The sequence below is a fragment of the Pseudomonas fragi genome (genome assembly GCF_025426255.1).
GTDB lineage: Bacteria > Pseudomonadota > Gammaproteobacteria > Pseudomonadales > Pseudomonadaceae > Aquipseudomonas > Aquipseudomonas kulmbachensis.
In genome coordinates, this window is the sequence record NZ_CP104861.1 from 3,877,523 (window position 1) to 3,889,966 (window position 12,444).

Here is a 12,444-nt window from a genome sequence, read left to right on the forward strand (position 1 = left end):
GACTTCAAGTTTCAACACCCAATTTCCGTAAACGGCACGGGGCTTGCTTTTTTATCGGCCATGAACGCAAAAACGACAAATTCCTGCCACCGATTTTTCCCCCAGACGCTGCGCCGCTGCTGTCTGAGCGTCCTGGCGGCTGGCGCCCTGCTTGGCGTAGGCACTTATAGCAGGGCCGACGCGTTTACATCACCTGAACAGCTTATCGGCGTGACCCAGGGCTTTCTTGAATTCACGGTTGAAGACTATCTCGCCACCAGCCAGACCGAGGGGCGATATCAGATCCAGGTCAACAACCTGGACCCGCGTCTGCGCTTGGCTCATTGCGACAAGGAATTGACAGCCTCCCTCGAAAGCCCGGCACAACCCATGGGGCGCGTGATCGTGCGTGTACGCTGCGAAGGGCTATCGCCATGGACCATCTTCGTTCCGGCCCAGGTCAAACTGTTCCGTGACGTGGTCATCGTCAATCACCCGCTCAAGCGCGGCATGGTGATCGACTACGCCGATGTCACTTTGCGCGAACGGGATGTGGGCCTGATCAATCAGGGCTATCTGACCGCGACCGAGCTGGCGGTCGGTCAAAAACTCCTGCGCCCGATGGTCACCGATCAAGTGCTGACGCTCACGCATCTGGAACAGGCTGCTGCCGTGCGCAAGGGTGACCATGTGGTAATCAGCGCCCGCAGCGGCACGTTAAGTGTCAAAATGCCCGGCGAAGCCCTGTCGGACGGTGGCCTCAGCGAACAGATCCGGGTAAAGAACCTGAATTCCAAGCGTGTGATCCGCGCTCGGGTCACAGCACCCGGCCAAGTTGAGGTGGCATTGTAGGAAAACTGGCATCAGCTCCTCGACTTTCCTACACTGTGGTTTGACGTAGATCAGTACCGTTCTGTGTGAAGCTATGATTAATCGAGCCTAAAGTTTTTCCGGGTATGGCCGAAAACATGGCAAGCGTCCAAATACCCCGAGGTTTTTCGTTATGGTCATCGACTTCAGTCGTCTCAACAGCGCACCGCCCTTAACCGGCAGCACGCGCAGCAACGCCAGCCAGGAAACCGGTAGCGCCACGCAAGCGGCCCCGGCAAAAAGCCCTGTACAAGCCAGCGCCCCGAGCGGGGAATCTGTACACCTCAGCCAAGAGGCTCAACAGTTGCAGAAGATCAGCGACTCGTTGCGTGAACAACCTGCGGTCGACAAAAATCGGGTGGCCGAGCTTAAACAAGCCATTGCCGACGGCAGCTACAAGGTCGACAGCAATCGGGTCGCCAGCAAACTGCTGAATATGGAAGCCGAGCGCTAGGCCCACGGCCTGTGCCGCACTTTTGGACGCTTAATCCAGGGGTTTGTTGACGCTTCGTTGTGAGCCGCGTCGCTGGGCTGTGTTACTCGCAGCTTATTTGAAACACCAAACTACACTGCTCGCGCCTTGCCCTGCACCAAGTGGGACAGCGTCGCGGCCACAACGAAGCGTCAACAGACCCAGAGTTCGCCATGCACGACGAAAATTTACTGCAACTGATCAACGATGACCTCGCCCCCGCCGAGCAGCTGCTTGGCCTGTTGCAGGACGAGACCATCGCCCTTAAAGGCCGCGACATGCAGGTGCTGGAAAATATTCTGGCGCGCAAGCAGTCGCTGATCATTTTGCTTGAGCAACATGGCCGCAAACGCAGCGAGATCCTGGCAAGCCTGGGCCTGGCTACCAACCGCAGCGGCCTCGAAAGCTTGGCCAGCCATTCCAGCGTGGGCGCGCAGCTGCTTAGCCAAAGCGATGCGCTGAACCAGTTACTGGCTCAATGCCAGGCCGCGAACTTGCTCAATGGCCAGTCGATCCAGACTCAGCAGGCGATCACCGCCAACCAGTTGCGCATTCTTCATGGCGGCGAAGCCCCATCGTTGTATGACGCACGCGGCACCACTTCGATGCTTAACAAGCACCGCGCCTACAGCCAGGCCTGAGCCTGCGCAAACACTGAATCTAGCGAGACACACAGCATGATGGCAGAATGCCTCTTTTTTGTGTGTTGCAGTATTTTGCCTGGAGATTGATGCAACGTGTTCGACGCACAAGACGCTCCGCAGCCACCAAAGGTGCTGACTACCCCCCTGGAAATCGCCTCCAACTTGCGGATGCTGCAAGAGAGCCATGACCCGTTAATCATCACTTTTCAGGATCGCACCCAGCGCTTCCAAAGCTATGTGGTCGATGTGAATCGTGAGAACAACACCCTGGTCCTGGACGAAATGATCCCCCGTGAGGGCGAGCGCTTTCTTGAGGACGGTATACCGTTTCGAGTTGAGGGTTTCCACGATGGCGTACGCATCGCTTGGGAATGCACGACGCAACTGAGCATTGGCGACCTCAATGATCATCGCTGCTATCGCGGCGCGCTACCGCGCGAAGTGGTTTACCACCAACGCCGCAACGCGTTCCGCGCCGCCCTGAAACTGGCTCACCTGATTGATGTGGAAATTGCCGGTGACAAGCTCGGCACGCCAGTCAATGGCAAGCTGCTGGACGTCTCCGCCACCGGTTGCAAGTTGCGCTTTGAAGGCGATATCAGCCAAAGCCTGCAACTGGGCCAGGTGTATGAGCGCTTCAGCGCCGCCCTGCCCTTTGGCCTGATGACCACGCCGGTCGAACTGCGTTATCTGCATTTTGAAGAGCGCTTCAACATCACCTTCGCGGGTTTGCGCTTTCACAACATCAGCTGCGCTGTGCAGCGCCAGGTCGAGCGCTTTGTCTATCAACTGCAGCGCGAGGCGCGGCAGTTTGACAAGGATGACTATTACTAGACTGCAGGCACCTATGGCTTGGGTTCCGACTGCGGTTCGAACTCATCCACCACCGGGTCCTGCACCATCTGCTCCTGCACCATTTGTTCATCCACCCTCGGGTCAAGCGCAGCTACCAGCGGTGAGCTGGACATGCTGTCGGGCATCGCCACGTGATGCAGCGGCGCATCGTCGACCTGGTGCAGGTTGGTCACTGCATTCGGGCGAATCCGCCATACCAGGATCAAACTGGCCACGCTGAAGAACGCATACAGCATCTGGCTGCCGAACACCTTCATCAGCACGCCCGCCGCCAGTGGCCCGACGCTTGCCCCAATGCCATAGGTCACCAGCAACATGGCCGTCAACGACACGCGACGCTCAGGCTCAATGTGGTCATTGGCAAAGGCAACTGCCAGCGGATAGATGCAAAACTGCAGCAGGGCCGCCACACAACCCGCCACAAACAGCACTTCCAGTGGCACCTCTGGCAAGATCGCCAACGGCAATGCCGCCACTGCCAGCAGAAAAGCGAAGATCCGGATCAACAGCGGCCGATCATAACGGTCGGACAACCAGCCCAGCGGCCACTGCACCATCAGACCAGCAAAAATGCAGCTACCCATATACACACCGACCAGCTCGGTCGACAGCCCTTGCTGCGACGCATACAGCGGCGCCAGACCGTAGAACGAGCCCACCAGCAAGCCCGCTCCCATCACCGCGATCAACGACTGCGGCACGCGCTTGATAAAGAACCTGGGGTCCATCGGCGCCGGATGCAGGGGGGCCGGGTGAATGCGTCGGGTCATGGCCACCGGCACCAGGCACAAGGCAAAACACAACGCCACCACCATCAGCAACTCAGGGCCCAAGGCCGGGTGAACGGCCAGAATCAGCTGCCCGAGCACCAGCCCCAAATAAGACGCGATCATGTACAGGCTGAACACCACGCCGCGCTGTTTGGCATCTGCCTGCTCGTTGAGCCAGCTTTCGATAACCATGTACTGGCACATCATGCCCAGGCCGACGATCACCCGCAGCAGCAGCCACATCGGCAACCAGTCCGTCAGCCCGTGACACAGCACCGCCGCCCCGACGATACCGGCACAGGTGGCGTAGGCACGAATATGCCCGACCCGGGCAATCAGCCGGTGGCCGATCTTCCCGCCCAGTACCAGGCCAAAGTAGTTGGCCGCCATCAAGGCGCCGATCCACAAGCCGTCGACATTGTCGGCCGCCAGGCGCAGCGCCAGATAAGTACTTAAAAGGCCAGAGCCGATCAACATCATCAGCGAGGCAAAGTACAACGCTCGAAAAGACTTCCATATTTGGTGCATTGGCTTTCCGTGCGGCTCCTTGTGTCTGCAACCGGGAACAGGCCCGGCGCCACAGATTTAAACGGTTAAGCCTGAGCCGCCAAAACGCGACGCTCCCAGGGAGTAATTTCATCTTGGAAGCTGGTCAGCTCCAGCGTCTTGGACGCAATGTAACCTTCGATGAACTCAGTACCGAACAGTTCAATCGCCAAGTGACTCCCCTTGAGACGCTCAAGTGCAGCATGCAAGGTACATGGCAATGACAACGCCTGGGGCACATCGAACGCGCCCTCGATTGCAGCGCTGGGTTCCAGCTTATGTTCGATGCCGTATAACCCGGCCGCAAGGCTGGCGGCAATCGCCATATACGGGTTGGCGTCCGCACCCGGCAAGCGGTTTTCGACCCGTCGAGCCAGCGGTGAACTGGCCGGAATGCGCAGGCCCGCGGAACGATTGTCATGGGACCAACAGGCATTGTTCGGCGATGCATAAGGATGGAACAAACGTTGATAGGAATTGACGTTCGGCGCAAACAGCGCCGTGAAGTCCCCCATGCCGGCCTGCTGGCCGCCAATAAAGTGGCGAAAGGTTGCCGTCGGCTGCCCCGCTTCGTCGCTGAACACGTTGCGACCGCTGCCCAGCTCCACCACGCTCTGATGAATATGCATCGAACTACCCGCCGTATGCGCCAGCGGCTTGGCCATACAGACCACGGTCAGTCCATGTTTCAGGGCGACCTCTTTGAGCAAATGCTTAAACAGAAAAGTCTGGTCGGCGAGCAACAGCGGATCACCGTGCAGCAGGTTGATCTCGAACTGGCTGACGCCCATCTCATGCATAAAGGTGTCACGCGGCAAGCCCAGGGCCGCCATGCACTGGTAAACCTCGCTGAAAAACGGTCGCAGTCCGTTATTGGAACTGATGCTGAACGCCGAAAAACCATCTTCGCGACGGCCATCCAGGCCCACTGGCGGACGGAACGGCTGGGTCGGATCGGTGTTGGGCGCAAACACAAAGAACTCAAGCTCGGTCGCCACCACCGGCGCCAGTCCGTGGGCCGCGTAACGGGCGATAACGGCCTTCAACTGACCGCGAGTCGATAGCCGCGAGCTTTCACCACTGAACTCATCGGCATCACAAATAGCCAAGGCGCGGGGCTGCTGGCTCCAGGGCAGGCGATGGATATGGGCAGGGTCTGGCACCAGCGCCAGATCGCCGTCGTCGCTGCCATAAAAACGCGCTTCGGGGTAACCGCCCATGATGCATTGCAGCAACACTCCACGGGCCATCTGCAAACGCCGCCCCTCAAGGAACCCGGCAGCGGTCATGACCTTGCCACGGGGCACGCCATTGAGATCGGGGGTGACGCATTCAATTTCATCAATACCCGCCAATCGCTGTGCGAGTGAGCCCTGGCCATCGCTCGTCATGACACTTTCCTTGTTGTGATGCAGGCCGCTAACGGCAACCTGTACAAAATACGCAGCAGCTGTTCGGGATTTCAAGCGGGTACCTCACAAAAAGCTACAGTCTGTAGCCGCTGAGGAGCGCAGCGAGGCTGCGATGGGCTGCGCAGCGGCCCTGAAATTGAAGGTCCTGCGGCCCTCGTCGCAGCCTCGCTGCGCTCCTCAGCGGCTACACTGCGCCCACTGTGTCCAGGATGACCCAAGGAAAAACGATGAAGACGTTGCCCCCTCTTTGTACCGGCCTGTTGCTGGCCAGCCTGTTAAGCCCGGCAGCCTTTGCCGGGGCGCCCACCGGCGATGGCTATGTGCTGGATAAAGTCGTGCAGGTCAGCCGCCACGGCGTCCGTCCGCCCACCCAGTCCAATGAAAAACTGCTGACTGCCGTCACCCAGCGCCAATGGCCAACCTGGCTGGTGCCCTTCGGCAACCTGACCGGCCACGGCTACACCGGTGCCGTCGAAATGGGCCGCTACCGTGGCGAAGTGCTGCGCACCGCCGGGCTGATCCCCACGGGCTGCCCGGATGCCAGCCAGTTGCTGGTCCACGCCAGCCCCCTGCAACGCACCAAAGCTACCGCCCAGGCCCTGCTCGACGGCATGTTCCCCGGCTGCGGCCTGCAGCCGACTTATGTCAGCGGCGAACAGGACGCGCTGTTCCAGGCCAATGAAATGCCCTTTGCAGCCCTCGACCCGGTGAAAGCCAAAGCCGCCATTCTCAAGGCCCTGGGCGGTAGCGTCGAAGCGGCACAGGCGCGCTACAAACCCTTTGAAGAAAAACTCAGAGAAGTCGCCTGCATGCCCGGCACCGACTGCCCGTACGGCAAACAAGCCTGGGAACTGGAGCAAAATGCCAAGGGCCGCTTCTCGATCAAGGGTCTGAGCGCTGGCGCCAATATGGGCGAAGTGTTCCGTCTGGAGTACAGCCAGGGCTTGCCACTGGATAAAGTCGCGTTCGGCAACGGTCGCACCGCTGCCGAAGTCTCAGGCCTGATGGTGCTGACCAAAGCCAAATACGACTACCTCAACGACATCCCCTATATCGCCAGCCGCGGCGCGTCCGAGTTGATGAACCAGATCTCGCTGGAGCTCAAACAAGGCACTTCACTGGCCCAAAAAGACGCCCCGGATGCTCCACCAGACGTTCCGCTGATGCTGTTGGTGGCCCATGACACCAACATTTCCTACCTGCGCACCATGCTCGGTTTCGGCTGGAAGCTGGGGGACTACATCGAGAACAACATTCCCCCGGTCGGTACGCTGCAGTTCGAGCGCTACAAGGAAGTCAAAACCGGAGAGTACTTTCTGCGCATTGCCTTTGAAGCGCAGTCGATGGATCAAATCCGCAACCTGACCCAACTAAGCGCCAGCCAAAAACCGCTCAAGGGTGATTTCGCAAGCGCCAAAGACTGCCGCAAAACCAGTGTCGGCCTGCTTTGCCCGCTCAAGGATGCGATGGTCAAAGTCGATCAGAACATCGACCCCACCGCGCTGACACCCTACTCATTTAAGTAATTGATTGTTAGCAAGCAAGGCTCGTTTCACGTTGCTGCAACCAGCCCAGCAAGTCCGGCCCGCTCATGGGCCGGGCAAACCAGTAACCCTGCCCCTCAATGCAGCCCATGCCCTGCAAACGCAGGAACTGAGCCTCGGTTTCAATTCCTTCGATAACCACCGACATCCCCAAGGCTTTACCCAGGGCCAGGGTGCTGCTGATCGCAGCTTCGCAGCGCGGCTCATGTGCAACGCTGCGGACAAATTCGGCGTCGAGCTTGATCTCGTTAAACGGCAACTGACACAACCGTTGCAGCGAGGAAAACCCGGCACCGAAATCGTCAATCGATAACCGGCAGCCCATCATCCGCAGGCGCACCAGATTTTCCAGGCTGGCGGCCGGTGCTTGCAGCAGCCCGCTTTCGGTCAACTCGAAGGTCAGCCTGGAGCCCGGTGTGGCATGACGGGTCAGTACCCCCTTGAGGGTGTAAGTCAGTTGGCTGTTGGCCAGTTGCGCGGTTTGCAGGTTGAACGCCATATTCAGGGGGAAGCCCTCGGCTCTGGCTTGTTCTTGCAGGCGCAAGGCTTGATCCAACTGAGCAAACAACAAGTCATCCATCAATCCGCAACGTTCCAGCACCGGGATAAACACGGCTGGCGGCAGCACCCCCTTGTGCGGATGCAACCAGCGGCAGAGCACTTCAACACCACACACCTCACCGGTCTGCAGATTGAATTTGGGCTGATACCAGGCCTGCAATTGCTGCAGGGCCAGCGCCTGGCGCACCTCGTCCTCACAGGCCAGTTGCACGCTCTGCTCCAGCTTGTGCCCATTCGCGCTGGCACTTTGATACTTGCTCAGCAATGGCTCAAGGACGTCGGCGTACAGCGGTTTGCCAACATCACCCAGTAGCTCCAGCCCCAGCAGGGCAATGATCTGATGCGCTGTACGGCACAAGTCAGCCGACAGGGCACTGCTGATGATGATGGATTTGACTTGCCCCAATTTGCCCGCCCGACGCAAGAAGGCCAGCCCATCCATGCCCTCCATCTGCAAGTCGCAGACGGCGATATCCACCGTACCTACCTGCTGAAGAACCGCCAGCGCCTCGCTGCCATCGCTGGCTTCAAACACTTCATGGCACCCCAGCAAGCGAAACATGCTCACCGCAACAGCACGTTGAAAGGCGTCATCTTCAAGAATCAGGATACGCAGGGAGTTGCCAGGCATTGAGGTTGACCCATCGTGAACGGTGTAGGTCAATTGTCTCGAGTTCGGTAAGAGACTTACCTAGGGAAATTCCCTGTAAACGTAGGAATTTTCCCAACTCTGTCCCGCTGCCGATTGAGGATCAGCGAGCGCTACGGCTGAAGATGCGGATCACTTCATCCAGATGCTCGGCCATCGCCTGGCGCGCAGCATCCGCGTCGTGCTGCTCCAGTGCTTGCAGCACACGCCGGTGTTCATTTTCCGAACGATGAATCATATCGTCCGAGGTGTAGTGGTTTTGCAAACGCTGAAACATGCTGCCGTAACGATGGCCCAACAGATGTTGAATCATCAGGGCGTAGGCCGGGTTGTCCGAGGCCTGGGCAATGCGGATATGAAAAAGGCGGTCGCCGGGGTGCGTGTGGGAACCTTCAAGGTTGTCCTGCACGTTGCGTTCAAAGGCTTCGCGGATGCCCGCCAGTTCTTCATCGCTGGCATTGACCGCGGCCAGTGCCGCCGCTTCGGGCTCGATCAGACGACGAGCCTGAAGCAAGGCGAACGGTGGAATTTCGGCATTGAAGTCGATTTCGAGGTTCAGCTCAGGGTCCAGCTCTTTCCACTGATTGCGCGTGGCTTGGGCCATCACCGGTTCATTGGTCAACGATTGCACCGGTGGTTCACACACCAGCACCCCGTTACCGACACGTACATCGACCAGCCCGATGACTTCCAGCGCGATCATCGCCTCGCGCACCGACGCACGACTCACGCCAAGCAACTTGGCAAGCTCGCGTTCGGCAGGCAAACGGCTGCCCGGGGGGAATTCACCGCTGTCGATCAAGGCCCGCAGCTGGTCGGCAATTTGCCGATAAAGTCTTTGGTTATCAATTACTTGAAATGGCATTGTGAAATTGGCTCTGGCATGAACAGCGATCGACGATCACTTTTGGCAAAAAAAGACGCTTGTTGAAGACTGAGGTGCATGCTACAAAAGGACCAATGGCCTGACCATTGGACGGATAACGTAGAGCGATCATAGCAAACCTTATCCTGATACTTGCGTCGTTTTGCCATTTACTGCGCCTGCAATGGCCTGACCATTAGGCCAGCTTCCACAAAAACAAAAAATATCACTATGGAGCATCCATGGATCTTTCCGGCAAACGCGTGCTGATCACTGCAGCCGCTCAGGGTATTGGCCAGGCCAGTGTCCAGGCATACCTGGCCGCCGGCGCCGAAGTCTTCGCCGCCGACATCAATGCCGCCGCCCTCGACGCCCTTGAAGGCGCGCACAAACATGTTCTGGACGTCACCGATGCCGCTGCCATTGAGCGCCTGGCCAAACAACTTGGCCCGCTGGATGTGCTGTTCAACTGCGCAGGCGTGGTCCACAGCGGCAATATTCTGGAGTGCAGCGAAAAGGACTGGAGCTTTGCCCTGGACCTCAACGTCACCGCCATGTACCGCATGATCCGCGCCTTTTTGCCGGGCATGCTGAGCAACGGCGGCGGCTCGATCATCAACATGGCATCGGTGGCGTCCAGCGTTAAAGGTGTGCCCAACCGCTTTGCCTACTGCGCCAGCAAGGGTGCGGTGATTGGCCTGACCCGCTCAGTAGCGGCTGACTTTGTCAGCCAGAACATCCGCTGCAACGCCATCTGCCCCGGCACCGTCGACTCCCCTTCCCTGCGCCAGCGCATCAGCGAACAAGCCGAGCGCGAAGGCCGCAGTGTGGACGAGGTATACGCCGCCTTTGCCGCGCGCCAGCCCATGGGCCGCATCGGCACCGCCGAAGAAATCGCCCAGCTGGCGCTGTACCTCGGATCGAGTGCCAGCGGTTTCACCACCGGCACCACACAAATCATTGATGGCGGCTGGAGCAACTGACGCCAGCTCTTTCGTTTTTGATTTTGACCTTGCGGGAGCGGGCTTGCTCGCGATTCAGGCACCTCGGTGTTTCAGCTAAACCGCAGTGATGCCATCGCGAGCAAGCCCGCTACCACAGGGCCCTGCCCTCTCTCCAAAAAGGATTACTTATGAAACTGCTGCGCTACGGTGAAAAAGGCCAGGAACGTCCTGCCCTGCTTGATAACAACGGTCAACTGCGCGATTTGTCCGCAGTGGTCACGGATATCGCAGGCGACACCCTCAGCCCGCAAAGCATTGCCCGCCTGCAAGACATCGACCCCTCCACTCTGCCGCTGGTTGAAGGCTCGCCCCGCATCGGTGCCTGCGTCGGCCAGGTCGGCAAATTTATCTGCATCGGCCTGAACTATGCCGACCACGCCGCCGAAACCGGCGCTGCAATCCCTGCCGAACCGGTGGTGTTCAGTAAATGGACCAGCGCCATTGTCGGCCCCAACGATGACGTCGAAATCCCCCGCAACTCACGCAAAACCGACTGGGAAGTCGAACTGGGCGTGGTCATCGGCAAGGGCGGCCGTTACATCAGCGAAAGTGAGGCCCTGGAGCACGTGGCCGGTTATTGCGTGATCAACGATGTGTCCGAGCGCGAGTTCCAACTGGAACTGGGCGGCACCTGGGACAAAGGCAAGGGCTGCGACACCTTCGGCCCCCTCGGCCCATGGCTGGTGACCCGTGACGAAATCGCCGACCCGCACCAGCTCGACCTGTGGCTGGAAGTGGACGGCAAGCGCTACCAGAACGGCAATACGCGGACGATGATTTTCCAGATCCCGAAAATCATCAGCTACCTCAGCCAATTTATGAGCCTGCAACCGGGCGATGTGATTTCCACCGGCACCCCGCCGGGCGTTGGCCTGGGTATCAAGCCAGAACCGGTGTACCTGCGCGCCGGCCAGACCATGCGCCTGGGGATCAGCGGCCTGGGTGAACAACAGCAACGCACCGTAAATGCCGACTGACAGGGAGCCGCACCATGACCACGATTACCGCCGTACGGGTTGAAGACATCCGCTTCCCCACCTCGCAATCCCTCGATGGCTCGGACGCGATGAACCCGGACCCTGACTACTCAGCGGCCTATGTCATCCTCGAAACCGACACCCCGAACCTCGAAGGCCACGGCCTGACCTTTACCATCGGCCGTGGCAATGAAATCTGCTGCGCTTCGATCAAGGCCCTGGCCAGCCTGCTGGTGGGGTTGAAACTGGAATGGATCGCCGAAGACATGGGCCGCTTCTGGCGCCACGTCACCAGTGACAGCCAACTGCGCTGGATCGGCCCGGACAAGGGCGCCATTCACCTGGCCACCGGTGCGGTGGTCAACGCCGCCTGGGACCTGTGGGCCAAGGCCGAAGGCAAACCGGTATGGCGTCTGGTGGCCGACATGAGCCCCGAGCAACTGGTGCGCTGCATTGATTTTCGCTACATCACCGACTGCATCACCCCGGCCGAAGCCCTGACCCTGCTGCGTGAACGCGCCCAGGGCAAGGCCGAGCGCCTGGCCTTGCTCGAAGCCAACGGCTACCCCTGCTACACCACCTCGGCCGGGTGGCTGGGCTATGCCGACGACAAGCTGCGCCGCCTGTGCCAAGAAGCCGTGGATGCGGGCTTCTCCCACGTCAAATTGAAGGTCGGCCATGACCTCCAAGACGATATCCGCCGCGTGCGCATCGCCCGCGAAGTGCTGGGCCCGGATCGCCAACTGATGATCGACGCCAATCAGGTATGGGAAGTCAACGCGGCCATCGACTGGGTGCGTGAGCTGTCGTTCGCCAAGCCGTGGTTTATCGAAGAACCCACCAGCCCGGATGACGTGGAAGGCCATCGCAAAATCCGCCTCGGGGTCGCCCCGGTCAAGGTGGCAACCGGCGAGATGTGCCAGAACCGTATCATGTTCAAGCAACTGATCATGCGCGAAGCCATCGACGTGGTGCAGATCGACGCCTGCCGCTTGGGCGGGGTCAATGAAGTGCTGGCCGTGATGCTGATGGCCGCCAAGTACAACTTGCCGGTGTGCCCGCATGCCGGGGGCGTTGGCTTGTGCGAATACGTGCAACACCTGTCGATGATCGACTACCTGTGCATCGCCGGGACTCACGAAGGCCGGGTGGTGGAGTTTGTCGACCATCTGCATGAGCACTTTGAAGACCCGTGCGTGATTCGCAATGCGGCCTATATGCCACCGCAGGCGCCGGGCTTCTCGATTCAGATGAAGGCAGCGTCCCGCGAGCAGTATCGCTACCGGGGCTGAACCA

At 59.4% G+C, this 12,444-nt stretch carries 12 protein-coding genes; 8 read left to right on the forward strand and 4 right to left on the reverse strand.

Going from position 1 to position 12,444, the window contains the following annotated elements; all coding sequences use genetic code 11:
- Positions 1-60 precede the first annotated feature (60 nt).
- From flgA to N7D90_RS17990, 4 genes are all read left to right on the forward strand, one after another.
- Positions 61-831: a flagellar basal body P-ring formation chaperone FlgA gene (gene flgA, locus N7D90_RS17975; protein WP_261739264.1), complete on the forward strand. Its 771-nt coding sequence runs from the start codon at positions 61-63 to the stop codon at positions 829-831.
- Positions 832-982: 151 nt separating this feature from the next.
- Positions 983-1,303, forward strand: coding sequence for a flagellar biosynthesis anti-sigma factor FlgM (flgM, locus tag N7D90_RS17980; RefSeq protein WP_261739265.1), 321 nt, complete (start codon positions 983-985; stop codon positions 1,301-1,303).
- A gap of 191 nt (positions 1,304-1,494) precedes the next feature.
- Positions 1,495-1,962: a flagella synthesis protein FlgN gene (locus N7D90_RS17985; RefSeq protein WP_261739266.1), complete on the forward strand. Its 468-nt coding sequence runs from the start codon at positions 1,495-1,497 to the stop codon at positions 1,960-1,962.
- A gap of 96 nt (positions 1,963-2,058) precedes the next feature.
- On the forward strand, positions 2,059-2,799 hold the full coding sequence (locus N7D90_RS17990) for a flagellar brake protein (RefSeq protein ID WP_261739267.1): 741 nt from the start codon (positions 2,059-2,061) through the stop codon (positions 2,797-2,799).
- Positions 2,800-2,810: 11 nt separating this feature from the next.
- Here the strand turns inward: N7D90_RS17990 and N7D90_RS17995 are convergent, their stop codons facing one another.
- Positions 2,811-4,118: an MFS transporter gene (locus N7D90_RS17995; RefSeq protein WP_261739268.1), complete on the reverse strand. Its 1,308-nt coding sequence runs from the start codon at positions 4,116-4,118 to the stop codon at positions 2,811-2,813.
- A gap of 65 nt (positions 4,119-4,183) precedes the next feature.
- A complete protein-coding gene (locus N7D90_RS18000; RefSeq protein WP_261742474.1) occupies positions 4,184-5,425 on the reverse strand; it encodes a glutamine synthetase family protein in 1,242 nt (413 codons plus the stop codon).
- A gap of 350 nt (positions 5,426-5,775) precedes the next feature.
- Here N7D90_RS18000 and N7D90_RS18005 point away from each other — a divergent pair, with 350 nt between their 5' ends.
- Complete coding sequence (locus N7D90_RS18005) at positions 5,776-7,074, forward strand: histidine-type phosphatase (RefSeq protein ID WP_261739269.1); 1,299 nt, start codon at positions 5,776-5,778, stop codon at positions 7,072-7,074.
- Between the two features lie 7 nt (positions 7,075-7,081).
- Here the strand turns inward: N7D90_RS18005 and N7D90_RS18010 are convergent, their stop codons facing one another.
- Together N7D90_RS18010 and N7D90_RS18015 are read right to left on the reverse strand one after the other, a co-directional pair.
- The gene (locus N7D90_RS18010; protein WP_261739270.1) at positions 7,082-8,284 is read right to left on the reverse strand and encodes an EAL domain-containing protein; all 1,203 of its coding nucleotides are present in this window, start codon (positions 8,282-8,284) and stop codon (positions 7,082-7,084) included.
- A gap of 121 nt (positions 8,285-8,405) precedes the next feature.
- Positions 8,406-9,167, reverse strand: coding sequence for a FadR/GntR family transcriptional regulator (locus N7D90_RS18015; RefSeq protein ID WP_261739271.1), 762 nt, complete (start codon positions 9,165-9,167; stop codon positions 8,406-8,408).
- 242 nt (positions 9,168-9,409) lie between these two features.
- Here N7D90_RS18015 and N7D90_RS18020 point away from each other — a divergent pair, with 242 nt between their 5' ends.
- From N7D90_RS18020 to N7D90_RS18030, 3 genes are all read left to right on the forward strand, one after another.
- Positions 9,410-10,150, forward strand: coding sequence for an SDR family oxidoreductase (locus N7D90_RS18020; protein WP_261739272.1), 741 nt, complete (start codon positions 9,410-9,412; stop codon positions 10,148-10,150).
- Between the two features lie 149 nt (positions 10,151-10,299).
- Complete coding sequence (locus N7D90_RS18025; protein ID WP_261739273.1) at positions 10,300-11,148, forward strand: fumarylacetoacetate hydrolase family protein; 849 nt, start codon at positions 10,300-10,302, stop codon at positions 11,146-11,148.
- A gap of 14 nt (positions 11,149-11,162) precedes the next feature.
- Positions 11,163-12,440, forward strand: coding sequence for an L-fuconate dehydratase (locus N7D90_RS18030; protein WP_261739274.1), 1,278 nt, complete (start codon positions 11,163-11,165; stop codon positions 12,438-12,440).
- Positions 12,441-12,444: the final 4 nt, after the last annotated feature.